A 22,234-nucleotide genomic window follows, 5' to 3' on the forward strand; every position below is an offset into this window, starting at 1 on the left:
GCGGCGGCTGCAGGCGGGCTTGCTCATGGCAGCCCATCATACGAACTCGCCGCCGCACCCGCCGTCACCTCCGGCGGCAGACCCCACTGCGCGTCGTACTGCGGCCCGAGGAAGTAAAGTCCTGCCGGGGAAAAGGTCGGGGCCGCTGCCAGCCGGCTGCGCGCGGCCAGCACCTCGCGCATCCAGTCGGGCGCGGCCTGGCCCTGGCCGATGCGCACCAGGCAGCCCATGATGTTGCGGATCATGTGGTGCAGGAAGGCATCCGCCTCGAACTCCACATGCCACCGGCAGCGTTCGCCCGCGCCGATGCGGCGGATTTCGATGTATCTGAGGTTCTTGACAGGCGACAGCGCCTGGCAGGCCGAGGCCCGGAACGAACTGAAGTCGTGGGTCCCCAGCAGATGCGCGGCGCCGGCGCGCATGGCGTCGCCGTCCAGCGGATACATCGACCACCCGACCCGGCCGGCGTCGAGGCTGGGCCGCACCGGCGACTGGGCGAGGATGTAGAGGTAGCGCCGCGACACCGCGCTGGCCCGGCAATGGAATGCGGCGGGCACCTCCTGCGCCCACTGCACCGCGATGTCCTCGGGAAGGTATCGGTTGGTGCCGCGCACCCAGGAGAAGGGGGCGCGCTGGACCTCGGTGTCGAAGTGCACGACCTGCATCAGGCCATGCACCCCGGTGTCGGTGCGGCCGGCGCACAAGGTGCGGATGGGCTTGCTCGCCAACTGGGCGAGGGCGGCTTCGAGCTTGTCCTGGACGGTGCGTCCCGAGGGCTGGCTTTGCCACCCCTCGTAGGCCCGACCGTCGTAGCGGATGCCGAGGGCCAGCCTCACCGATTCATGTCCAGGGCCCGCCGCCGGCTCAGCGCAGTTGGACGAGCAGTTGCTGCGCCTGCGCGTGGAGGTCGCCGGACGTCTCGGCCGCCACTTCCTCGACCAGCGAGCGGGCGCCTTCGGCATCACCGAGGGCGTGCAGCTCGCGCGCCAGCGTCAGCTTGACGGCATGCGGGTTCTCGCCGGCGTCGTCCACCAGCGGCTCGAGCGCGGCCGGCGAGGTGTTCGAACCCAGAAGGCCGGAACGGGTGCTGATGTCGAACTCGACGTAGCCGGAATCGCCCGGCAGGCCGGCGCGCAGGGTGGCCGGCTGCGTGTGTTCTTCGTCGTCGGCCAGGCGCGAACTGCGTCGCGGCGTCGCCTCCAGGGCGGCGGGCGCGGTGTCGAAATCGTTCTCCAGCGCGCCGAAGTCGATGCCGTTGCTCATCTCCAGGCTTGGCTCGGCGACCCTGGCCGGCTTCGCGGCGACGGGGGGCAGGCTTGCGCTGACCGGCATCGGCGCCGTCTCCGGCAGGTTGCTCGGCTTGGGGTCCAGTTCGAGGTCGAAGTCCAGCGGTGCCACGGAGGGCACGAAGGCCGGCGGCGGCGGTTCCTCGTCCTTGGCGGCCACGGTGGCTGCCAGCGCGGCGGCTAGCGGTGCCGCGACGGGGGCTGCCGCCGGTGGCGCCGGCACGCGAGCCGGCGCGGGCGACGCGGCCCCCTGGCTCTGGTAGAGCGGGTTGCCAGGATCCAGTTCGCGGCCCAGTTCGACGGCGCGCGTCCAGTCGGCGCCGGTGCCTCCGGTCATCTTGCGAACTTCCGTGGCTTGCGCCTCGAAGGCGCGCAGGTCGCGGCGCTTGGCATGTATCTCGAGCAGCTTGAGATGAATCGCGGCGCGCTCGGGGTTGATGCGAAGGGCTTCGCGGAGGATTTCCTCGGCCTGCAGGTCGCGCCCGTACGCCAGGTAGACGTCGGCCTCGGCGACAGGGTCGACGTCGCCGGTGTCGAGCTGGCTCGGCGAGTAGGACATCGACGAAGTGGCGATGCTCTGGTTCTTGGTGTCCACCGACTCGCCGCCGCTGGAGCCGAAGAACGAATCCTTCGGGATGCGGCTTTCCAGGAACACGCTTTCGCTCGACGATGCCTTGCGCCGGTTGAACACGCGCAGGGCAAGGAAGGCGATCAGCAGGGCGATCAGGCCGACGGCGATCAGGACCAGGCGGTTGTCCATCAACTCGTCGACGAAGCTGCGCGGAGGCGGCGGTGGCGCCGTGACCTTCGGCTTGGGCTTGGCCGGGGCGGCCGCGGCAGGTGCGGGCGCCGGTGCAGGCGCCGCAGCGCCCGCGGCGGGCGCCGCGGCGGCGGGCGGCGTCGCGGAGGCGCCGGCTGGGGCGGCAGCCACGCCGGGCGCGGCCGTGCCCGCGGTGGCGGGCGGCGTCGCTGCACCAGCGCCAGCGCCTGCAGGCAGCGGCACCGCGATGCCCGGCGCGCTGCTGGCTGCCGGCGCGGCGGCGCCTGCAGCGGGCGTGGCCGGGGCGGGCGCGGCGCCGGAGCCTGCCGGGGCTGCGCCGCCGGCGGACTGGAGCTTGTTCAGTTCATTGAGGTTGCGCGACAGCTCGGCAACGCGCGCGGCGTCCTCGGCAGCCTGCCGGTTCTTGACCAGGGTTTCGTCGGACGCCGCCTGCCGGGCAGCACCGCCCGGGGTGATGGTGAGCTTGTCGGGTGCCTGCGCGGCCGCGTTGCGGTCCTCGACATTCGCCTGCAGCTTGCCGCCGGCGGTGGTGCGGTCGGCATCGGGCTTGCTGGATGCCGGCGCTGCCTCGGCCAGGCCGCGGCGGTACTGGTTGAAGTCGCGGCTTTGGGCGACCAGCAGGCGCTTGGCCTCGGGGCGCGAGACCGAGCCGGCTTCGGCGGCGCTGGGAATGGACAGCACCGCGCCGGCCCGGACGCGGTTCACGTTATTGCCGATGAACGCGTCCGGATTGGCACGCAGCATCGCCACCAGCATCTGCTCGAGCGAAATCTCGGGTGCCTTGTTGGCGCGGGCGATGGCGCCGGCGGTGTCGCCGCGCTGCACGGTGACCTGCTGGCCGGCGGATGCGCCGCCGGTGCTCACCGATGCCTCGACCGGCGCTGCCGGTGCCGGTGCCGAACGTGCGGCCGGCGCCGGAGCGGCGGGCACCGTGCGGGGCGGGTCGAACGACACCACGGGGGGCGTCGCCGCCGGCCGCGCCGCGCTGCGTGCGGTGCCGACCTGCGGCGCCACGGGGGTGAACGCCTGTTGCGATTTCGGGCTGGACGGCGGGTCCAGCAGCACGGTGTAGTCACGTACCACGCGGCCCGAGCGCCAATTGGCCTCGAGCAGGACGTCCAGGAAAGGCTCGTTGAGCGAACGGTTGCCGGCCAGCGTGATCACGTAGCGGCTGCCGCGCCGCTCGACGTTGACGCGCACGTCGGCCAGGGCGGGATGGTAGGTCACGCCGGCTGCGCTGAAGGCGCCCGGCGACGCGAGGTTGACCCGCAGGCTGTCGGCCTCGGCGGCGGTGATCTGCGGGACTTCGACTTCGGCGCGCAGCGGCTCGCCCAGCGCCGAGGTCACCCGCATCGGACCGAGTGCCAGCGCGCTGGCGTCGGTGCTCAGGGTGGCCAGGGCCAGCGCTAGCGCAGCGCCCAGGACTGTCAGCTGACTACGACACTGCAATGGGCCGCCCTGCGGGGCTGCATGGCGGGTCGTCGCCGCTTCGGCGGCCGGCAAAGAATGTCTTGTCATGCTGATGGGGGCACCATTGCCCAAAAGTGTAAGTGGACGTTAACACCATCACCTATCACTGACAAGGCAACAGAGCACGTCAACGCCGCGTGTACGAATTAACGTGCACGTCTGTCGTTGTTGGCCTGCAACGCACCGGTTCCGGCCGGGACGTCGCAGCCCGGCATCAAGCCTCGAGCAGGATGCGCAGCATACGGCGAAGCGGCTCGGCCGCGCCCCACAGCAACTGGTCGCCGACGGTAAACGCGCCCAGGTAGTCCGGCCCCATGGCCAGTTTGCGCAGCCTGCCGACCGGAATCGACATGGTCCCGGTCACCGCCACCGGCGTCAGTTCGCGCATGGTGGCTTCGCGGGTATTGGGCACCACCTTCACCCACTCGTTGTCGGCGGCGATCATGGCCTCGATGTCGGCCAGCGGAACGTCCTTCCTGAGCTTGAACGTCAAGGCCTGGCTGTGGCAGCGCATGGCGCCGATGCGTACGCAGAAGCCGTCCACCGGCGTGGCAGCGGTACCGAAGGCAGGGCCTCGGCCGAGGATCTTGTTGGTTTCGGCGCCCGCCTTCCACTCTTCCTTGCTGGAACCGTCGCCCAGGTCCTTGTCGATCCAGGGGATGAGCGAGCCGCCCAGCGGCACGCCGAAGTTGGCGGTTTCCTGAGCCGAAAGGCTCTGCTGCCGGGCAAGTACCTTGCGGTCGATCTCCAGGATGGCGCTCTTGGGGTCGTGCAGCAGGTCGCGCACCTCGGCGTTGAGGGTGCCGAACTGGGTCAGCAACTCGCGCATGTGCTGCGCACCGCCGCCCGAGGCGGCCTGGTATGTCATGCTGGTCATCCATTCGACCAGGCCGGCCTTGTACAGGGCGCCGACGCCCATCAGCATGCAGCTGACGGTGCAATTGCCGCCGATCCAGTTGTTGCCGCCCTTGGCGAGCGCGTTCTTGATCACCGGCAGGTTGACCGGGTCCAGGACGATGACCGCGTCGTCCTTCATGCGCAGGGTGGACGCGGCGTCGATCCAATGGCCCTTCCAGCCTTCGGCACGAAGGCGCGGGAACACCTCGGTGGTGTAGTCGCCGCCCTGGGCCGTGACGATGATGTCGCAGCGCTTGAGGGCTTCGATGTCGAACGCGTTCTGCAGCGTGCCTTCGTTCCGTGCCATGGCCGGCGCCTTGCCCCCGGCGTTGGAAGTGGAGAAGAACAGCGGCTCGATGAGGTCGAAGTCGCGCTCTTCGACCATGCGGTCCATCAGGACGGAGCCGACCATGCCGCGCCAGCCGACCAACCCTACCAACTTGCTCATTTTCAGATGCCCTTTCAGATGTGAATGACTAACAAACAGTGCCGAAGGGACTGATCGCCCGGCTCGTCAGGGCCAGGAAGGGCGCACGACGAACCAGGCTGGGTCAGCCCTTAATGGTCGTCGTGGTTTTTTTCGCGGGGGAGGCGTCGCCCGGCATTGCTGCGCACACGCCCACGCGAGCCGGGTCGGCTGGCGTGCAGATCGAGGCGGATGGGAAAGGGACGCACATTGTGTCAATTGTAGCGGAACGCCTGCCCACGCGGGCGGCCGCGAGCCCCGCAGCAGGCGCGCGTTTTGCGGATGCTAAATTCCGAGACGGCCGCGCTGCCTGCGTCCTGCATCAGAGCGCGCCGGATAGCTAGACAGGGAGTTGAAAAAACATGCAAGACAACGCTTTCGCGTTGAGCCGCCGGCGTGCGCTCTTCGCTTCGGGCCTGACGGCCTGCGCATCCATGCTGCCGGCTGCGGCGCATGCCAGTCATCATTTCGAGTCTGCCGCGTCGCGCAGCAATCCCAGGATCGCCTTGACGGACTTCTACGTCTTCAAGGCCGAGGAAGGGAATCGGACGGTGTTCCTGCTGGACGTGAACTTCGCGCCGAAAGCGGGCGAAGACCTCCTCGACCGCGCTGCCGCCTACAACATCCATTGCGCCACTGGCGACGACCTCAAGGCCGGCTTCACGTGGACCTTCGCCTACGACGGCGCCCAACTCGCGTGCCACCAGCTCGGGGAGGCCAACGGGGCATTGGGCGCAAAGGGGCGCAAGCTCGGCCCCGTGACCGAGGGCAAGGCCACCGAACTGCCGGGCGGCATCCGTGCCTGGGTCGGCCGCGCCAAGGACCCTTTCTTCGGCAATTCTCCGGCCCTCGGCGCCTTCCGCGCGCAGCTGGCACAGGGCAAGTATGACCCGAAGGTCTGGGAGAAGGCGTCGGGCAAGAACATCTTCCTGGGCCGCACGTGCGGCGTGCTGGTCCTCGAGGTGCCCAACACGCTGCTGGGTCGCCAGATCAGCGCCTTCACCACGGTCGCGGTGAACGAGGCCGGCAAGTGGCGCCAGGTGCAGTACATGGCCAAGTGCCTGATGGCACACGTGATGCTGTTCGAGGACGAGGCACTCAAGGCGGCTTTCGATGCGTCGCGCCCCGACACACAGAGCCAGTTCGTCAACTTCTTCAGTGCGCGCATCGCCCGTTCGGCGCACTTCGCCAAATCGCGGTCGGATCCCTTCGCCTACGGCGACGAGACGGCCGGGCGGCTCCTGCCCGACGTGCTGCCCTACGAGGTAGGAAGCGATGCAGCCTATACGCCAGAGCGTTTCAACGGCCGCAAGCTCAGCGACGACGCCATGTCGACGACGCTCTCATTGCTCATTGGCCAGCCGGTTGACCAGCATCTGGAGGATCTGCGCAACTACACCAGCAAATTCCCGTACGTCATTCCCGTATGAGACCGCTACTGCCCGGCGCCGGCCGCGGGCGTATGGCGCGGCGTGTCCTGTGGGCAATGGCGTGCGGCATGCTGTTGCCGGCAACCGTCTGGGCGCATGCGTTCTGGCTCGTCCCCTTCGGACCGACGCCCGAGCGGGGCCAGGACGTGGCGCTCGATCTGCGAATCGGGCCACGGTGGCCCGGTGCCTCGACCCCGAGGCTGCCCGGCATGGTCGCCGAGTTCCAGGTCGTCGATGCCGAGGGCAGTCGCGACGTCCCCGGACGCAGCAATGGGCGGCCGGCAGGGCACTTCAAGGCCCGTGCTGCGGGTGCGTCGATCGTGTCGATGCAGACGAACCCCAGCACCATTGCGCTTGCGGGGCCGGCTTTTGAGGCATACCTGAAAGAGGAGGGCCTGGATGATGCGTTGCGGCTTCGGCGCGAACTCGGTGTTGCCGACGCGCCGGGGCGCGAGGACTTCACGCGCGCTGCCAAGTCCCTCGTGCTTGTCGACGGCAAGTCGCGTGGCTATGACCGCGTCCTCGGGCTGCCGTTCGAGCTGGTGCCGCTCACCGATCCGCTCGCGTACCGCCCCGGAGGCCCGTTTCGCCTGAAGCTGCTGCTGGCGGGGCGGCCTGCCGGCCACGCCCGGGTGGCCGCATTGCCCAGGGACCTACCGGACCAGATCGTCGAGGCGCGCACGTCGGCGGCCGGCGAGGTCGAACTGGCATTGCCTCATGCCGGCCTTTGGACGATCTATGCAGTGCACATCGAGCCGGCAGCGCGGCCACCGGCGGACTGGAACAGCATCTGGGCATCGCTCACCTTCTCTCTGCCTGGGGCGCCGTGACGATGGACAAGGACAAGACGCCTCCTCGAGTTGCCATGGTTCTGGCCAGTCTTGCGGCGGCGGCGCCGGCCCAGGCGCACACCGCCGGCAACCCAGGCGTTCTGGCGGCCTGGCTGCACCCGCTCAGCGGTGCCGATCATCTCGTGGCGATGGTGGCGGTCGGCGCCTGGAGCGCATTGCTCGGCCGCCGCGCGATCCTGGCGGTGCCCGGTGCCTTCCTCCTCATGATGTGCATGGGTGGCGTGGTTGGCCTGCAACTGGTTGATGTTCCCGGCGCCGAGGTCGGCGTGGCGCTCTCGGTGCTTCTGCTGGGCCTGGCAATCGCGCTGGGAGAACGCGTCCCGTGGCCCGTGGCCGTCGGCGCAGTCGGCATCTTCGGCTTTTGCCATGGCTATCTTCATGGCTACGAACTGACTGTCATCGAGTCGCCTGTCCTGGCGACGATCGGTTTCCTCACCACGACGGCGATATTGCACGTGGCAGGCCTGTTCGGAGCGGGCCTGGCGGTGCGCCTCAGGGCAGGCTGTTGGCTACTGCAGGCCTGCGGCTGGTTTGCCGCGATCTTCGGGGTGTGGTTGCTGGCGGCGCCGGCCGTCGGCTGAGCGGCGGCGCATGCCGCCGCCGCACGTCGCCGGCCGGCGTTCTCCTGGCGGTGTAGAACCTAGAGCGCCTTGAGCACCGCGTCGCCCATCTCGCGCGTGCCGACGCGCGTCGTGCCTTCGCTATGGATGTCGGGCGTGCGCAGGCCCTGGGCCAGCACCTTCTTGACGGCGTTCTCGATCCGCTGGGCGGCTTCTTCCTGGTCGAGCGAGAAGCGCAGCATCATCGCCGCCGACAGGATGGTGGCCAGCGGATTGGCCACGCCCTTGCCGGCGATGTCGGGTGCGCTGCCGTGGCTGGGCTCGTACAGGCCCTGGCGGCTGGCGTTCAGGCTGGCCGAGGGCAGCATGCCGATCGACCCGGTGAGCATGGCGGCCTCGTCCGACAGGATGTCCCCGAACATGTTGCCGGTGACCACGACGTCGAATTTCTTGGGCGCCTTGACCAGTTGCATGGCGGCGTTGTCCACGTACATGTGGTCGAGTTCGACGTCCGGATAGTCCTTGTGCACCTCGGTCACGACGTCCTTCCAGAACTGGAAGGTCTCGAGCACGTTGGCCTTGTCGACGCTGGTCACGCGCTTGCTGCGCTTGCGTGCGGCCTCGAATGCGACGCGCGCGATGCGCTCGATCTCCGGGCGCGTGTAGCGCATGGTGTCGAAGGCTTCCTCGGCACCGGGGAAGTTGCCGTCCGGCGAGGTGCGCTTGCCGCGCGGCTGGCCGAAGTAGATGTCCCCGGTCAGTTCCCGGATGATGAGAATGTCCAGCCCTGCGACCAGTTCCGGCTTGAGGCTGGAGGCGTGCGTGAGCTGTTCGTAGCAGATGGCCGGGCGGAAGTTGGCGAAAAGGCCGAGGTTCTTGCGCAGGCCCAGGATGGCCTGTTCCGGGCGCAGCGCGCGCTCGAGCTTGTCGTATTTCCAGTCTCCGACGGCGCCGAAAAGCACCGCGTCGGCTTCCTTGGCCAGCTTGAGCGTCGATTCCGGCAATGGATGACCGTGCGCCTCGTAGGCGGCGCCGCCCACCGGCGCGGTTTCCATCTCGAACTTCAGGTCCAGCGCGTTGAGCACGCGCACGGCCTGCTCGATGATTTCGGTGCCGATGCCGTCACCGGGAAGAACTGCGATTTTCATGAGGTCATGCTTCTTGAAGGAGATAAGGGGAACGCTCAGCCGGCCATCTGGTGGGCGAGCCAGGGCTTGGTGGCCAGGCGTTCTGCCTCGAACGCCTTGATCTTGTCCTTGTGGCGCAGGGTCAGACCGATGTCGTCGAGGCCATTGATCAGGCAGAACTTGCGGAAAGCCTGGACGTCGAAGGCGATCTCCTGGCCGTCGGGCTTGACGATCACCTGGCGCTCCAGGTCGATGGTCAGCTGGTAGCCTGGGAAGGCCCGCACTTCGTCGAACAGCTGCGACACGGTCGCCTCGGGAACGACGATGGGCAGCAGGCCGTTCTTGAAGCTGTTGTTGAAGAAGATGTCCGCAAAGCTCGGCGCAATGATGGCGCGAAACCCGAACTGGTCCAGCGCCCACGGCGCGTGCTCGCGCGACGAGCCGCAGCCGAAGTTCTTGCGCGCCAGCAGGATGGACGCGCCGGCGTAGCGGGGCTGGTTGAGCACGAAGTCGGGGTTCGGCTTGCGGCTGGCCGGATCCATGCCCGGCTCGCCATGGTCGAGGTAGCGCCACTCGTCGAACAGGTTGGGGCCGAAGCCGGTCTTCTTGATCGACTTGAGGAACTGCTTGGGAATGATGGCGTCGGTGTCGACGTTCTCGCGGTCCATCGGGGCCACGAGGCCTTGGTGCACGGTGAATTTCTGCATGTCTTTTCCTTGTCGCTGCGGTCGCGCTCAGGCGATCGTGCGCACGTCGACGAAGTGGCCCTTGATGGCTGCGGCGGCGGCCATGGCGGGGCTCACCAGGTGGGTGCGGCCGCCGGCGCCCTGGCGGCCTTCGAAGTTGCGGTTGCTGGTGGAGGCGCAGCGCTCGCCCGGCTCCAGCCGGTCGGCGTTCATGGCCAGGCACATGGAGCAGCCCGGCTCGCGCCATTCGAAGCCGGCAGCCTTGAAGATCTCGTGCAGACCCTCGCGCTCGGCCTGTTCCTTCACCAGGCCCGAGCCGGGCACGACCATGGCGAGCTTGACGTTCCTGGCCACTTTCTGACCCAGCTTCCTGACCACTGCCGCGGCCTCGCGCATGTCCTCGATGCGGCTGTTGGTGCAGCTGCCGATGAACACCTTGTCGACGAAGATGTCGTTCAGCGGCTTGTTCGGCTCGAGCCCCATGTAGGTGAGCGCGCGCTCGATGGCGCCGCGCTTGTTGGCGTCCTTCTCCTTGTCGGGGTCGGGCACGCGGCTGTCGATCGGCAGGACCATCTCGGGCGAGGTACCCCAGGTCACTTGCGGCTTGATCTGGGCGGCGTCCAGTTCGACCACGGTGTCGAAATGCGCGCCCGGGTCGGAATGGAGCGTTTTCCAGTAGGCCACCGCGTGGTCCCATTCGACGCCGGTCGGCGCGAGCGGACGGCCCTTGACGTAGTCCAGCGTCTTCTGATCGACCGCCACCATTCCGGCGCGCGCGCCGGCCTCGATGGCCATGTTGCACACGGTCATGCGGCCTTCCATGGTGAGGTCGCGAATGGCCGAGCCGGCGAACTCGATGGTGTAGCCGGTGCCGCCTGCCGTGCCGATGCGGCCGATGATGGCCAGCACGATGTCCTTGGCGGTGCAGCCCGGGGCCAGCGTGCCTTCCACCTTGATGAGCATGTTCCTGGCCTTCTTGGCCAGCAGCGTCTGGGTGGCCATGACATGCTCGACCTCGCTGGTGCCGATGCCATGGGCCAGTGCTCCGAACGCGCCGTGGGTGGACGTATGGCTGTCGCCGCACACCACCGTCATGCCCGGCAGCGTGGCGCCGCTTTCCGGCCCGATGACGTGCACGATGCCCTGACGCCTGGACAGGAAGGGGAAGAATGCAGCCGCACCGAACTCTCCGATGTTGGCGTCCAGCGTGGTGACCTGTTCCTTGCTGATCGGGTCATCGATGCCGTCGTAGCCGCGTTCCCAGCCGGTGGTGGGCGTGTTGTGGTCGGCGGTCGCGACCACCGAGCTGATGCGCCACAGCTTGCGGCCGGCCTCGCGCAGGCCCTCGAAGGCTTGCGGGCTGGTCACTTCGTGCACCAGGTGCCGGTCGATGTAGAGGATGGCGGTGCCGTCCTCCTCGGTATGGACGACGTGTTCGTCCCAGATCTTGTCGTAGAGCGTGCGTGCCATGGAGTCTCTCGTGGGGAAGGGATGGTTTTGCGTGAATGATTCGGAGCCGGGCGCCTGGCCGCCTAGATCGCCGCCAGGGCCGGGCGCGCCTGCGCGCCGGCGTGCAAGTGTTCGACCAGTGTGCGCGCTGCCACCGGCAACGTCGAGAAGTCTCGCGCCACAAGGCGGATCTGGCGTTCGGCCCAGGCGTCGGCCAGGGCCACGCCGACCAGGCGATGGCCGATGCCGCCGCGCATCAGCTCGAACGCGCGTGCCGGCATGATGCCAACGCCCAGGCCGTTGTCGATCATGCGGCACATGGCGTCGAGCCCGGTGACGTGGATGCGCAGCTTGATGCTGCGCCCCGCCTCGAGCGCGGCCTGGTGCATGGCCACGTAGATGGAGCTGTTGGTATGCAGACCGACGTGGTCATGCTCGAGCGTTTCGACGAACGCGACCTGCGGCGCACGGGCCAGGACATGCCCGACCGGTACCACCAGCACCAGCCGGTCCTGCCGGTAGGGCAGGCTCTGGAGTTCGTGCGAGCCCGGCGCCGCATGGCAGATGCCCAGGTCGGCGGCGCCTTCCTGCACCGCCCGCAGCACCTCGCTCGACAGGTGCTCCTCGAGGTCGATCTTGATGGCTTCGTGCGCGCTCGCGAAGGAACCCAGGTCCTCGGGCAGGTACTGGACGATGGCCGAGATGTTGGCGTGCACTCGGACGTGGCCACGCACGCCGTCCGCGTACTCCGACAGTTCGCCCTGCATCTTTTCGAGGCTGTAGAGCACCGAACGCGCGTGGTGCAGCAACGTTTCACCGGCAGGCGTCAGGTCGACGCCGCGGGTATGCCGGTACAGCAGGGGCGTGTGCAGCGTCGCCTCGAGGTCGGACAGCCGCTTGCTGATGGCCGACGCGGCGATGAACTCGCGCTCGGCCGCCCGTCCGATGCTGCCGAGTTCGCAAACTGCGACGAACAGCTGCAACGACGTCAGATCGACGCGTCGGACAAAGTTGCGTTCAGGTTGTGTGGGGGTGGGCATGGGCGAAAGGCATCGCGATTCACGATGCATTTCGCCATTTTGCGCCAGAATCTTGGGTGCGGCCATCGCCGAATGCGATGGCCGACCTGCCGGCGGGCGAGGATGGCCCTGCCGGGGGGCGACGGCAGCGGGCAGGGCCGCCGCCGGCTTGGCTTGGCTTACTTCTTCTTGTCAGCGGCGTTTTCGAGCTTCTGGCCGCCCTTTTGAATGTCCTGGCCGGCGCCTTCGATGGTGTTGCAGCCTGCCAGCGGCACGGCGAGGGTGAAAGCGATGGCGAGCAGACTGGTGAGTTTCTTCATGGCATGGACTCCTTCGGGTTGAACAGGGCGCGCTGATCGCGCACACCCCGAAGGTAGCGATCGCCGGCGATGCCGCGTGTCGGCCAGAACGCAGGAAGGCTGCCCGTGGGCAGCCTTCGTGGTGATGTCGTCTCGGCCTACAGAGACCGTGGCGGATGGCCGATCAGCGTTGCGCCATCGGCTTGACGTCGCGCTTGGGCGAGCCTTCGAACAGCTGGCGCGGGCGGCCGATCTTGTAGTCGGGGTCGCCGATCATCTCGTTGAGCTGCGCGATCCAGCCGACCGTGCGGGCCAGGGCGAAGATGGCGGTGAACAGCGGCACCGGGATGCCGATGGCGCGCTGGACGATGCCGGAATAGAAATCGACGTTCGGGTAGAGCTTGCGCGAGACGAAGTACTCGTCTTCCAGGGCGATCTTCTCGAGCGCCATGGCCAGCTTGAACAGGGGGTCGTTTTCCAGGCCCAGTTCGGACAGAACTTCCTTGCAGGTTTCCTGCATCAGCTTGGCACGCGGGTCGTAGTTCTTGTACACGCGGTGGCCGAAGCCCATCAGCTTGACGCCGGAGTTCTTGTCCTTGACCTGCTTGATGAACTCGCCGATCTTCTCGACGCCGCCGGCCTTCTGAATGTCGCCCAGCATGTTCAGCGCCGCCTCGTTGGCGCCGCCGTGCGACGGGCCCCACAGGCAGGCCACGCCGGCCGCAATGGCTGCGAACGGGTTGGTGCCCGACGAGCCGCACAGGCGCACCGTAGAGGTGGAGGCGTTCTGCTCGTGGTCGGCATGCAGGATGAAGATGCGGTCGAGTGCGCGCTCGAGCACGGGGCTGACCTTGTACTCCTCGCACGGCGTGGCGAACATCATGTGCAGGAAGTTGCCGGCGTAGCTCAGGTCGTTGCGCGGGTACATGTACGGCTGGCCGATCGTGTACTTGTAGGCCATCGACACCAGCGTGGGCATCTTCGCGATCAGGCGCACGGCGGCGATCTCGCGGTGCTTCGGATTGTTGATGTCGGTGCTGTCGTGATAGAAGGCCGACAGCGCGCCCACCAGGCCGGTCATGATGGCCATCGGATGCGCGTCGCGGCGGAAGCCGCGCAGGAAGAACTGCATCTGCTCGTTGACCATGGTGTGGTGCGTCACCAGGTCGTCGAACTTGGCCTTCTGCTGGGCATTGGGCAGATCCCCGTACAGCAGCAGGTGGCAGGTGTCGAGGAAGTCGCAGTTCGTGGCCAGTTGCTCGATCGGGTAGCCGCGGTACAGCAGTTCGCCCTTGTCGCCGTCGATGAAGGTGATGGCGGATTCGCACGAGGCGGTCGACATGAAGCCCGGGTCGTACGTGAACATGCCGGTCTGTGCGTACAGCTTGCGGATGTCGATGACGTCGGGGCCCATCGTGCCCTTGTAGATCGGCAGGTCGACGTTCTGGCCGCCGTTGCTGAACGACAGGGTGGCCTTGGTATCGGAGGCTTTCATGGCTGGGTCTTTCTCTCGAGAGGGGTGAACCGGAGGTTGATGGGAGGACGTGGGTGGCTGCTCAGGTTCTATCGCGCAGCATCTGCAGGACGGGTGCCACGCCGGCCCCGGCCAATTCTGGCTCGGGCTCCTTTCTGCGCAGCAGCAGGTCCATCAGGTCGTTGTCCGACAGGTCCATCAGCGTCTCCAGCGCCTGCGCCTGCCCTCGCGTGAGGGAGGCTTCGTATCGCTCGAAGAACCGGGCGATGAACAGGTCGTTTTCGAGCAGGCCGCGCCGGCAGCGCCACTTCAACCGGCTCAACGCTCGGGCGTCGATCGGCTGGTCCGGGTCGGAGGAGGCGGCTTGCATGATGGAAGATGTGTCAGACAGCCCGGCGGACCATCAGTTCCTTGATCTTGCCAATGGCTCGCGTGGGGTTCAGGCCCTTCGGGCACACGTCCACGCAGTTCATGATGGTGTGGCAGCGGAACAGCCGGTACGGATCTTCCAGGTTGTCCAGGCGCTCGCCGGTATGGTCGTCGCGGCTGTCCGCGATGAAGCGGTAGGCCTGCAGCAGGCCGGCCGGACCCACGAACTTGTCGGGGTTCCACCAGAAGCTGGGGCAGCTGGTCGAGCAGCTGGCGCACAGGATGCACTCGTACAGCCCGTTGAGTTCATCCCGTTCTTCCGGCGACTGCAGGCGCTCCTTCTCGGGCGGCAGCACGTCGTTCTGCAGATACGGCTTGATCGAGTGGTACTGGTTGAAGAACTGCGTCATGTCGACGATCAGGTCGCGAATGACGGGCAGGCCCGGCAGCGGCTTCAACACGACGGTGCCCTTTAGGGTGTTCATGTTGGTCAGGCAGGCCAGGCCGTTCTTGCCGTTGATGTTCATCGCGTCGGAGCCGCACACGCCTTCGCGGCAGGAGCGGCGGAAGGCGATCGAGGGGTCCTGCGCCTTGAGCTTGATCAGGGCGTCGAGCAGCATGCGCTCGTGGCCGTCGAGCTCGATCTCGACGGTCTGCATGTACGGCTTGTCGTCCTTGTCCGGGTCGTAGCGGTAGATCTGGAAAGTGCGCTTCATCGTTGGGAACCTTGTTCTTTGGCGGACGGCATCAGAAGGTGCGGACCTTCGGCGGGATCGATTCGACGGTCAGCGGCTGCAGCTTGACCGGCTTGTAGCTCAGGCTGTTGTCCGCGCTGTACCACAGCGTGTGCTTCATCCAGTTGGCGTCGTCGCGGCCGAGCGGCGCGACCGGGTCGTCGGCCGGGCGTTCGTAGTCCTCGACGGTGTGGGCGCCGCGGCATTCCTTGCGGGCCGCCGCCGAGACCATGGTCGCCTGCGCGACCTCAATGAGGTTCTCGACTTCCAGTGCCTCGATCCGGGCGGTATTGAACACCCGCGACTTGTCCTTGAGCGTGATGCCGGCCACGCGCTGGCGCACCTCGGCGATCTTTTCGACGCCTTCGTCCATCGACGCCTGCGTGCGGAAGACCGCAGCGTGCGCCTGCATGGTCGTGCGGATGTCGTTGGCCACGTCTTGCGCGTAGATGCCCTCGGAGGAGTTCTCCAGGCGGTTCAGGCGCTCGAGCGTGTAGTCGGCCGCGTCCTGCGGCAGCGGCTTGTGTTCCTTGTTCTTCTCATGGAACTGCACGATGTGGTTGCCGGCCGCACGGCCGAACACCAGCAGGTCGAGCAGCGAGTTGGTGCCCAGGCGGTTGGCGCCGTGCACGCTCACGCAGGAGCATTCGCCCACCGCATACAAGCCGTTGACCACGGCGCTGTTGTCGCCGCCTTGCTGCACCACCACCTGGCCGTTGATGTTGGTCGGAATGCCGCCCATCTGGTAGTGGATCGTGGGCACCACCGGGATCGGCTCCTTGGTGATGTCGACGTTGGCGAAGTTGATGCCGATTTCGTAGACCGAAGGCAGACGCTTGTGGATCGTCTCCGCGCCCAGGTGGTCCAGCTTGAGCAGCACGTAGTCCTTGTTCGGACCGCACCCGCGTCCTTCCTTGATTTCCTGGTCCATCGAACGCGAGACGAAGTCGCGCGGGGCCAGGTCCTTCAAGGTGGGGGCGTAGCGTTCCATGAAGCGCTCGCCGTTGCTGTTGAGCAGGATGGCGCCTTCGCCGCGGCAGCCTTCGGTCAGCAGCACGCCCGCGCCGGCCACGCCGGTCGGGTGGAACTGCCAGAACTCCATGTCCTGCAGCGGAATGCCGGCGCGGGCGGCCATGCCCAGGCCGTCGCCGGTGTTGATGAAGGCGTTGGTGGAAGCCGCGAAGATGCGGCCCGCGCCGCCGGTGGCCAGCAGCACCGTCTTGGCCTGCAGGATGTGCAGGTCGCCGGTTTCCATCTCGAGTGCGGTCACGCCCACCACGTCACCCTCGGCGTCGCGGATCAGATCCAGCGCCATCCATTCGACGAAGAACTGGGTGCGGGCCTGCACGTTCTGCTGGTAGAGCGTGTGCAGCATGGCATGGCCGGTGCGGTCGGCCGCGGCACAGGCGCGCTGGACCGGCTTTTCGCCGTAGTTGGCGGTGTGGCCGCCGAAGGGGCGCTGGTAGATGGTGCCGTCCGGGTTGCGGTCGAACGGCATGCCGAAGTGCTCGAGCTCGTACACCACCTTGGGTGCCTCGCGGCACATGAACTCGATGGCGTCCTGGTCGCCCAGCCAGTCGGAGCCCTTGATGGTGTCGTAGAAGTGGTAGTGCCAGTTGTCCTCGCTCATGTTGCCCAGCGAGGCGCCGACGCCGCCCTGCGCCGCCACGGTGTGCGAGCGCGTGGGAAACACCTTGGACAGGACCGCGACGTTCAATCCGGCGCGGGCCAGTTGCAGCGACGCGCGCATGCCGGAGCCGCCGGCGCCGATGATGACGACGTCGAACTTGCGCGTCGTGATTTGATCTTTTGTGTAATTGGTCATGGGGTCAGGCTTTCACAGTCTCCACAGCACTTGGATGGCCCAACCGGCGCAGCCGACCAGCCAGACGATGGTGAAGATCTGGCAGGCCAGACGCAAGCCGACCGAGTGGACGTAGTCCATCCAGACGTCACGCATGCCGACCCACACGTGGTAGAGCAGGGAAACGATCACGGAGAAGGTCAGAACCTTCATCCATTGCGATGCGAAGATCCCGGCCCACTTGTCGTAGCCGATGGGGCCGTGGCTGAAGAGCACCTGCGCCAGCAGCACGAGGGTGAAGAGGGCCATCAGCCCGCCGGTGATGCGCTGCGCGAGCCAGTCGCGCAGTCCGTAGTGCGCGCCGACGACGGTGCGCTTGGAGCCGTAGTTCACTGCCATGTCGTTGTTTCCTTGGCTTTCTTCAGTAGACGCCGAACAGCTTCAGGCCCAGCACGATCGTCAGCAGAACGCTCAGGACCAGGGTGGCAATGGCGGAGCTGCGGCCGAATTCCTTGTTCACCGCGCTGTGGCTCACGTCCATCCAGATGTGGCGCAGGCCGGCGATGAAATGGTGCAGGTAGGCCCAGATCAGGGCCAGGGCGACGAGCTTGACGAACCAGCCCGGAACGAAAGAAAAGCCGCTGTTGAAGACGGCCTTGAATCGCTCGAAAGACACCTCGGAAGACACCGACGTATCGAACATCCAGATGATGAAAGGCATCAGCACGAACATGAGCGCGCCGCTCGCGCGGTGCAGGATCGAGACGATGCCCGCCGGCGGCAGGCGGTAGGTGCTGACGTCGGTGAAAACGTTGATGTTGCGGAATTCGCGTCGGGGTGGCCGGGGTGTTGCAAGCTCTGTCATGGTGGCTTTCGTGGCTTTTTGTCGGGGGACGGCTTGTCTTCGCAAGAAGTAACCAACCCAAAATTCTATTGCAATGCACCATCGGTCCGCACGATCGTGCGTGACAGCTTGAGTGGTGCGCAGGGCTTCATCCCAGTTCGTTGTGGTAGTGGTGGGTGTCGGTACGGTACAGGCCGCGGCGCAGTTCCATAGGCGCGTCGTGGTACGTGTGAGCCAGCCGTTCGACGCTCAGCAAAGGCGTGGCGGCGTCCACGGCGAGCAGTTCGGCCTGGCTGGCGTCGGGCAGCACGGCGCGCAATTTCTCCTCTGCGCGGACCATGCGCACGCCGAATTCGGTCTCGAACAGCGCGTACATGGGGCCGTGCCATTGCTCTAGCCGCTCCGCCGTCAGCCCCTTGAAGGGTGCGCCGGGCAGCCAGAGGTCTTCGAGGATCGTGGGCACGCCGCGGTAGGCGAGCACGCGGCGCACCTGCAGTACCGCGTCGCCAGTACGCAGGTTCAGTGCGCGCGCCACGTCGGCCGTGGCCCGCTGGCGCCGGCAGTCGATGATGGTGCGCACCGCCGGGCCTTCGGCCGTCACGTCGCCGTCGTCCGGGACCAGCTTGAGAAAGCGATACTGGACGTGGTGCTCGGCGTGCGTGGCCACGAAGGTGCCCTTGCCCTGGCGCCTGACCACGAGGTTTTCGGCAGCGAGCTCGTCGATCGCCTTGCGCATGGTGCCCTGGCTGACTCGAAAGCGCGCCGCCAGCTCGAATTCGCTGGGGATCGGCTCGCCCGGCTTCCACTCGCCCGCCTGCAGCCGCTGCAGGATCAGCGTCTTGATCTGCTGGTAGAGCGGACTGAATGCGGGCGCCGGGCTGTCGGTGAGCGGTGGGGAACTGGTGGACATGGGGCTTTGCCGCCGCTGACGCGTGCAACAGGGCGTATCTTATATAAGACATAAGACAGACGCCATCCCTGGCCCGAATCGGCATAGAATCGCAGTCTTTTCGCGCCGGGTGCCTCGGGCATGCGCGGATGCACGCAAGGATGCGTGCATGGATGCGTGCATGGAAGATGACTGAGATGACTGCCAGGGGCCACCCGCCGCCCGAATTGCCTTTTATCCCATCACTTCTGGAGTGTCTCCCATGAGCAAGAAGCCCGTTCGCGTTGCCGTCACCGGCGCCGCTGGCCAGATCGGCTACGCCCTGTTGTTCCGTATTGCCTCGGGCGAAATGCTCGGCAAGGACCAGCCCGTCATCCTGCAGCTGCTGGAGATCCCCGACGAGAAGGCGCAGAAGGCCCTCAAGGGCGTGATCATGGAACTCGAAGACTGCGCCTTCCCGCTGCTGGCGGGCGTGGTGGCGGCCGGCGACCCGCTGGTTGCCTTCAAGGACGCCGACTACGCGCTGCTGGTGGGTGCCCGCCCGCGCGGCCCCGGCATGGAACGTGCCGACCTGCTGGCCGCCAATGCCCAGATCTTCACGGCCCAGGGCAAGGCGCTCGACAAGGTCGCCAGCCGCGACGTCAAGGTGCTGGTGGTCGGCAACCCGGCCAACACCAACGCCTACATCGCCATGAAGAGCGCCCCCAGCCTGCCGCGCGAGAACTTCACCGCCATGCTGCGCCTGGACCACAACCGTGCCGCCAGCCAGATCGCCGCAAAGACCGGCAAGGCCGTGGGCGACATCGAGAAGCTCACCGTCTGGGGCAACCATTCGCCCACCATGTACGCCGACTATCGTTTCGCCACCATCGGCGGGGCCAGCGTCAAGGACATGATCAACGACCAGGTCTGGAACGCCGACACCTTCCTGCCGACCGTGGGCAAGCGCGGCGCCGCCATCATCGACGCGCGTGGCCTGTCGTCGGCTGCCTCGGCCGCCAACGCCGCCATCGACCACATGCGCGACTGGGCCCTGGGCTCGAAGGGCAAGTGGGTCACCATGGGCGTGCCCTCGAATGGCGAGTACGGCATTCCCAAGGACGTGATCTTCGGCTTCCCGGTCACCACCGAAGGCGGCAAGTACAAGATCGTCGAGGGCCTGGACATCGACGCCTTCAGCCAGGAGCGCATCAACAAGACGCTCAAGGAACTGCAGGACGAGCAGGCCGGCGTCGCCCATCTGCTGTAACCCGATCGCCGGCATGGCCGACTGGAACCCCGCGCTCTATACCCGCTACGAGGACGAGCGCACCCGCCCGGCGCACGAGCTGCTGGCGCGGGTGCCGCTCCGGTCGGCCCGCCTGGCCATCGACCTGGGCTGCGGCCCAGGCAACTCGACCCAACTCCTGGTCGAACGTTTTCCCGGCGCCGACGTGATCGGCACCGACAATTCGCAGGCAATGCTCGACGCCGCGCGCGAGCGCCTGCCTGCGCACAGCCATCCACGCGTGCGCTTCGAGCTGAGCGACATCGCGGCCTGGCAGCCACCCGTGGCCCCAGACCTGATCTATGCCAATGCGGCGCTGCAATGGGTGCCCGACCACGAGCGGCTGCTGCCGCGCCTGCTTGACACACTGGTGCCCGGCGGCGTACTGGCGATCCAGATGCCGGACAACCGCGCCGAACCCACTCACCAGCTGATGCGCGACGTGGCGGCCGAACCCGAGTTCGCTGCCGCCATCGGCGACTACACGCGCCTTCGCACCGAACTGCTGGACCTGACTGGCTACTACGACCTGCTGGCGCCGCGCGCGGCGCACATCGACGTCTGGCGTACTGCCTATCAGCATCCGATGGCGTCCGCGCGCGCCATCGTCGACTGGGTGCGCGCCACGGGCCTGCGCCCGTTCGTCGATCCGCTCACGCCCGAATTGCGCGAGCGCTTCCTGGCGGAGTACGAGCGGCGCGTCGACGCGGCCTATCCCGCGCGCGCCGACGGGCGACGCCTGCTGGCGTTCCCGCGCCTGTTCATCATCGCCACGCGCAAGTAGACGGACATTGCCGCAAGCATGACTGATCCTTCCTTCCATCCCCGCCAGGTGCTGTTGGGCGCCCAGGCCGGCGCCGTGGCGCTGCCGGTGTGCGACCACTACAGCGGCGTCGAAGCGCGCATGAAGAAAAGCCTGGCGCTGCAGGCCGAGATGGCGGACGAGTTCGGCGCCTGCGTGTTCGACGTGACGCTCGATTGCGAGGACGGCGCCCCGGTGGGCGGCGAGGCCGAGCATGCCGCGCTGGTCTCCGAACTGGCGCTGGCCGCCGCCCCTGGCATGCGTGTCGCCGTGCGGGTGCACCCGGTCGACCACCCGGCCTTCGAGGCGGACATCGACACCATCGCCGGGCGTGCCGGTGCCCGTCTTTGCCACATCATGGTGCCGAAGGTCGAGTGCGCGGCCGACGTGGTGCGCGCCTGCGCTGCGCTCGATGCCGCGGGGGCCCAGGCGCTGCCCCTGCAGGTGCTGATCGAATCGCCGCTGGCCGTGCACAACGCCTTCGATATTGCCGCGCATCCGCGCGTGCAGTCGCTCAGTTTCGGACTGATGGATTTCGTTTCTGCCCACGCGGGCGCCATTCCCGCCCAGGGCATGGGCTCGGCCGGACAATTCAGCCACCCGCTGGTGGTGCGGGCCAAGCTCGAGATCGCGTCCGCCGCGCATGCGCATGGCAAGGTGCCGTCGCACTGCGTGGTCACCGAGTTCGGCGATGAAGGCGCGATGCGCGCCGCCGCCCGCCGCGCCGCCGACGATTTCGGCTACACGCGCATGTGGAGCATCCATCCCAGCCAGATACGGCCCATCCTGGACGCGTTCGCGCCGGGCGAGCGCCAGGTGGACGAGGCCGCGCAGATCATCCAGGCCGCCATCGCCGCCGACTGGGCCCCCATCAGCGTCGACGGCGTCCTGCACGACCGCGCCAGCTACCGCCTGTACTGGCAACTGCTCGAACGCGCGCACGCCACCGGCCGCCCGCTGCCGGCGGTTGCGCGCGCATGGTTCCCGCCGCCACCGACGGGACTGGCTTGAAGCCCCGTTTTTCACGTCAAGCAACACAAGCATCCAACAGGCCAGACCTGCCCACGAACGAAGGAAACCACACCTCATGAAGAATCTCATCCTCGTCGCCGCGCTCAGTGCCGCCTTGCCCTTCGCGGCCATCGCCCAGTCGAGCGGCACGACCGGCAGCGCCGCCAAGTCGGCCAAGCCCGCTCCCTACAAGGCGCCGACGCGGGCCAAGCGCGCGACGCAGAAGGTCGTGCCCAAGCCGATCATCAAGAAGCTCGAGGAGAAGCAGCCGATCGCCGACGATCCGACCATCGTGCTGACGCCCGAAGATCTGGCGGCCGCCAAGTCGGTGATCACCGGAAACATCCCCTGCGAGCTCGGCGCCAGCGTCACGCTCGAGGCCGATGCCACCAAGGAAGGCTTCTTCACCTTGACGCACGACAACGTGCGCTACCGCATGCACCCGGTCAGCAGCCGCACCGGCGCCATTCGCCTGGAAGACCCGCGGCAGGAAGCCTTGTGGCTGCAGCTGGGCAACAAGTCCATGCTGATGAGCCAGAAGAAGGGCGAGCGCCTGGCAGACGAATGCAAGGCGGCGGCGCAGGTGGCCGTCGAGGAAGAGATGAAGAAGAACCCGCCCAAGAGCCTGTTCGAAGGTGCAGACGCACCCAACACCGCACCTGCCCCGGCACCGGCGCCGGCGCCGGCCAAGAAGTAGGCCAGGGCCCCCTTCACCCGCC

Annotated in this window: 22 protein-coding genes; 7 read left to right on the forward strand and 15 right to left on the reverse strand. The window is 67.2% G+C overall.

Annotated features, from left to right (window positions below):
• Positions 1 to 23: 23 nt before the first annotated feature.
• The 3 genes from truA to asd form a co-directional block, all read right to left on the reverse strand.
• Complete coding sequence (truA, locus tag VES41_RS15535; protein WP_324818687.1) at positions 24 to 836, reverse strand: tRNA pseudouridine(38-40) synthase TruA; 813 nt, start codon at positions 834 to 836, stop codon at positions 24 to 26.
• 28 nt (positions 837 to 864) lie between these two features.
• Entirely contained in the window at positions 865 to 3,585 is a 2,721-nt protein-coding gene (locus VES41_RS15540; protein WP_324818690.1) for a FimV/HubP family polar landmark protein, read from the reverse strand.
• Between the two features lie 166 nt (positions 3,586 to 3,751).
• Positions 3,752 to 4,882: an aspartate-semialdehyde dehydrogenase gene (gene asd, locus VES41_RS15545; protein ID WP_324818693.1), complete on the reverse strand. Its 1,131-nt coding sequence runs from the start codon at positions 4,880 to 4,882 to the stop codon at positions 3,752 to 3,754.
• Between the two features lie 380 nt (positions 4,883 to 5,262).
• Between asd and VES41_RS15550 the strand changes: the two genes are divergently transcribed.
• From VES41_RS15550 to VES41_RS15560, 3 genes are all read left to right on the forward strand, one after another.
• Positions 5,263 to 6,330 carry a hypothetical protein gene (locus VES41_RS15550; RefSeq protein WP_324818695.1) on the forward strand — a complete coding sequence of 356 codons (1,068 nt, stop codon included), beginning with the start codon at positions 5,263 to 5,265 and terminating at the stop codon, positions 6,328 to 6,330.
• Positions 6,331 to 6,398: 68 nt separating this feature from the next.
• Complete coding sequence (locus VES41_RS15555; protein WP_324818698.1) at positions 6,399 to 7,160, forward strand: DUF4198 domain-containing protein; 762 nt, start codon at positions 6,399 to 6,401, stop codon at positions 7,158 to 7,160.
• 2 nt (positions 7,161 to 7,162) lie between these two features.
• Entirely contained in the window at positions 7,163 to 7,762 is a 600-nt protein-coding gene (locus tag VES41_RS15560; protein ID WP_324818700.1) for a HupE/UreJ family protein, read from the forward strand.
• Positions 7,763 to 7,821: 59 nt separating this feature from the next.
• Here VES41_RS15560 and leuB read toward each other — a convergent pair whose 3' ends face one another.
• The 12 genes from leuB to VES41_RS15620 all read right to left on the reverse strand — a co-directional run bounded on the left by leuB (position 7,822) and on the right by VES41_RS15620 (position 18,456).
• Positions 7,822 to 8,889 carry a 3-isopropylmalate dehydrogenase gene (gene leuB, locus VES41_RS15565; RefSeq protein ID WP_324818703.1) on the reverse strand — a complete coding sequence of 356 codons (1,068 nt, stop codon included), beginning with the start codon at positions 8,887 to 8,889 and terminating at the stop codon, positions 7,822 to 7,824.
• Positions 8,890 to 8,924: 35 nt separating this feature from the next.
• Positions 8,925 to 9,575: a 3-isopropylmalate dehydratase small subunit gene (gene leuD, locus VES41_RS15570; RefSeq protein ID WP_324818706.1), complete on the reverse strand. Its 651-nt coding sequence runs from the start codon at positions 9,573 to 9,575 to the stop codon at positions 8,925 to 8,927.
• Between the two features lie 27 nt (positions 9,576 to 9,602).
• Positions 9,603 to 11,024: a 3-isopropylmalate dehydratase large subunit gene (gene leuC, locus VES41_RS15575; protein WP_324818709.1), complete on the reverse strand. Its 1,422-nt coding sequence runs from the start codon at positions 11,022 to 11,024 to the stop codon at positions 9,603 to 9,605.
• Positions 11,025 to 11,086: 62 nt separating this feature from the next.
• Complete coding sequence (locus tag VES41_RS15580; protein WP_324818712.1) at positions 11,087 to 12,043, reverse strand: LysR substrate-binding domain-containing protein; 957 nt, start codon at positions 12,041 to 12,043, stop codon at positions 11,087 to 11,089.
• A gap of 158 nt (positions 12,044 to 12,201) precedes the next feature.
• The gene (locus tag VES41_RS15585) at positions 12,202 to 12,342 is read right to left on the reverse strand and encodes an entericidin A/B family lipoprotein (RefSeq protein ID WP_324818716.1); all 141 of its coding nucleotides are present in this window, start codon (positions 12,340 to 12,342) and stop codon (positions 12,202 to 12,204) included.
• Positions 12,343 to 12,505: 163 nt separating this feature from the next.
• Positions 12,506 to 13,816: a citrate synthase gene (gene gltA, locus VES41_RS15590; protein WP_324818719.1), complete on the reverse strand. Its 1,311-nt coding sequence runs from the start codon at positions 13,814 to 13,816 to the stop codon at positions 12,506 to 12,508.
• A 61-nt stretch (positions 13,817 to 13,877) separates the two neighbouring features.
• Positions 13,878 to 14,165, reverse strand: a complete 288-nt coding sequence (locus VES41_RS15595; protein ID WP_324818722.1) for a succinate dehydrogenase assembly factor 2 — start codon at positions 14,163 to 14,165, stop codon at positions 13,878 to 13,880.
• A gap of 13 nt (positions 14,166 to 14,178) precedes the next feature.
• Entirely contained in the window at positions 14,179 to 14,880 is a 702-nt protein-coding gene (locus VES41_RS15600) for a succinate dehydrogenase iron-sulfur subunit (protein WP_324818725.1), read from the reverse strand.
• Between the two features lie 31 nt (positions 14,881 to 14,911).
• Positions 14,912 to 16,723, reverse strand: coding sequence for a succinate dehydrogenase flavoprotein subunit (sdhA, locus tag VES41_RS15605; RefSeq protein ID WP_324818727.1), 1,812 nt, complete (start codon positions 16,721 to 16,723; stop codon positions 14,912 to 14,914).
• A 12-nt stretch (positions 16,724 to 16,735) separates the two neighbouring features.
• Positions 16,736 to 17,101, reverse strand: a complete 366-nt coding sequence (sdhD, locus tag VES41_RS15610) for a succinate dehydrogenase, hydrophobic membrane anchor protein (protein WP_324818730.1) — start codon at positions 17,099 to 17,101, stop codon at positions 16,736 to 16,738.
• 22 nt (positions 17,102 to 17,123) lie between these two features.
• On the reverse strand, positions 17,124 to 17,567 hold the full coding sequence (gene sdhC, locus VES41_RS15615; protein WP_324818733.1) for a succinate dehydrogenase, cytochrome b556 subunit: 444 nt from the start codon (positions 17,565 to 17,567) through the stop codon (positions 17,124 to 17,126).
• Positions 17,568 to 17,694: 127 nt separating this feature from the next.
• Positions 17,695 to 18,456, reverse strand: a complete 762-nt coding sequence (locus VES41_RS15620) for a GntR family transcriptional regulator (RefSeq protein WP_324818736.1) — start codon at positions 18,454 to 18,456, stop codon at positions 17,695 to 17,697.
• A gap of 241 nt (positions 18,457 to 18,697) precedes the next feature.
• On the opposite strand from VES41_RS15620, the gene VES41_RS15625 reads away from it, so the two are divergent.
• The 4 genes from VES41_RS15625 to VES41_RS15640 all read left to right on the forward strand — a co-directional run bounded on the left by VES41_RS15625 (position 18,698) and on the right by VES41_RS15640 (position 22,212).
• Complete coding sequence (locus VES41_RS15625) at positions 18,698 to 19,684, forward strand: malate dehydrogenase (RefSeq protein WP_324818739.1); 987 nt, start codon at positions 18,698 to 18,700, stop codon at positions 19,682 to 19,684.
• A 13-nt stretch (positions 19,685 to 19,697) separates the two neighbouring features.
• Positions 19,698 to 20,486, forward strand: a complete 789-nt coding sequence (gene tam, locus VES41_RS15630) for a trans-aconitate 2-methyltransferase (RefSeq protein WP_324818742.1) — start codon at positions 19,698 to 19,700, stop codon at positions 20,484 to 20,486.
• A gap of 18 nt (positions 20,487 to 20,504) precedes the next feature.
• Entirely contained in the window at positions 20,505 to 21,515 is a 1,011-nt protein-coding gene (locus tag VES41_RS15635; protein WP_324818745.1) for an HpcH/HpaI aldolase/citrate lyase family protein, read from the forward strand.
• 76 nt (positions 21,516 to 21,591) lie between these two features.
• Positions 21,592 to 22,212, forward strand: coding sequence for a hypothetical protein (locus VES41_RS15640; RefSeq protein ID WP_324818747.1), 621 nt, complete (start codon positions 21,592 to 21,594; stop codon positions 22,210 to 22,212).
• The last annotated feature ends 22 nt before the right edge of the window (positions 22,213 to 22,234 follow it).

It is taken from the genome of Variovorax sp. (genome assembly GCF_035634955.1).
In the GTDB taxonomy this organism is placed as follows: Bacteria; Pseudomonadota; Gammaproteobacteria; order Burkholderiales; family Burkholderiaceae_C; genus Variovorax.

What these genes read in the sequence shown, in the direction of transcription:
- gltA (WP_324818719.1), bottom strand. Translation starts at nt 13,816, where the DNA reads ATGAAAGCCTCCGATACCAAGGCCACCCTGTCGTTCAGCAACGGCGGC.
- VES41_RS15600 (WP_324818725.1), bottom strand. Translation starts at nt 14,880, where the DNA reads ATGAAGCGCACTTTCCAGATCTACCGCTACGACCCGGACAAGGACGAC.
- asd (WP_324818693.1), bottom strand. Translation starts at nt 4,882, where the DNA reads ATGAGCAAGTTGGTAGGGTTGGTCGGCTGGCGCGGCATGGTCGGCTCC.
- VES41_RS15550 (WP_324818695.1), top strand. Translation starts at nt 5,263, where the DNA reads ATGCAAGACAACGCTTTCGCGTTGAGCCGCCGGCGTGCGCTCTTCGCT.
- leuB (WP_324818703.1), bottom strand. Translation starts at nt 8,889, where the DNA reads ATGAAAATCGCAGTTCTTCCCGGTGACGGCATCGGCACCGAAATCATC.
- VES41_RS15595 (WP_324818722.1), bottom strand. Translation starts at nt 14,165, where the DNA reads ATGCAAGCCGCCTCCTCCGACCCGGACCAGCCGATCGACGCCCGAGCG.
- VES41_RS15540 (WP_324818690.1), bottom strand. Translation starts at nt 3,585, where the DNA reads ATGACAAGACATTCTTTGCCGGCCGCCGAAGCGGCGACGACCCGCCAT.
- VES41_RS15635 (WP_324818745.1), top strand. Translation starts at nt 20,505, where the DNA reads ATGACTGATCCTTCCTTCCATCCCCGCCAGGTGCTGTTGGGCGCCCAG.
- sdhC (WP_324818733.1), bottom strand. Translation starts at nt 17,567, where the DNA reads ATGACAGAGCTTGCAACACCCCGGCCACCCCGACGCGAATTCCGCAAC.
- leuD (WP_324818706.1), bottom strand. Translation starts at nt 9,575, where the DNA reads ATGCAGAAATTCACCGTGCACCAAGGCCTCGTGGCCCCGATGGACCGC.
- leuC (WP_324818709.1), bottom strand. Translation starts at nt 11,024, where the DNA reads ATGGCACGCACGCTCTACGACAAGATCTGGGACGAACACGTCGTCCAT.
- tam (WP_324818742.1), top strand. Translation starts at nt 19,698, where the DNA reads ATGGCCGACTGGAACCCCGCGCTCTATACCCGCTACGAGGACGAGCGC.
- VES41_RS15560 (WP_324818700.1), top strand. Translation starts at nt 7,163, where the DNA reads ATGGACAAGGACAAGACGCCTCCTCGAGTTGCCATGGTTCTGGCCAGT.
- VES41_RS15585 (WP_324818716.1), bottom strand. Translation starts at nt 12,342, where the DNA reads ATGAAGAAACTCACCAGTCTGCTCGCCATCGCTTTCACCCTCGCCGTG.
- VES41_RS15625 (WP_324818739.1), top strand. Translation starts at nt 18,698, where the DNA reads ATGAGCAAGAAGCCCGTTCGCGTTGCCGTCACCGGCGCCGCTGGCCAG.
- sdhA (WP_324818727.1), bottom strand. Translation starts at nt 16,723, where the DNA reads ATGACCAATTACACAAAAGATCAAATCACGACGCGCAAGTTCGACGTC.
- VES41_RS15580 (WP_324818712.1), bottom strand. Translation starts at nt 12,043, where the DNA reads ATGCCCACCCCCACACAACCTGAACGCAACTTTGTCCGACGCGTCGAT.
- VES41_RS15640 (WP_324818747.1), top strand. Translation starts at nt 21,592, where the DNA reads ATGAAGAATCTCATCCTCGTCGCCGCGCTCAGTGCCGCCTTGCCCTTC.
- VES41_RS15620 (WP_324818736.1), bottom strand. Translation starts at nt 18,456, where the DNA reads ATGTCCACCAGTTCCCCACCGCTCACCGACAGCCCGGCGCCCGCATTC.
- VES41_RS15555 (WP_324818698.1), top strand. Translation starts at nt 6,399, where the DNA reads ATGCTGTTGCCGGCAACCGTCTGGGCGCATGCGTTCTGGCTCGTCCCC.
- sdhD (WP_324818730.1), bottom strand. Translation starts at nt 17,101, where the DNA reads ATGGCAGTGAACTACGGCTCCAAGCGCACCGTCGTCGGCGCGCACTAC.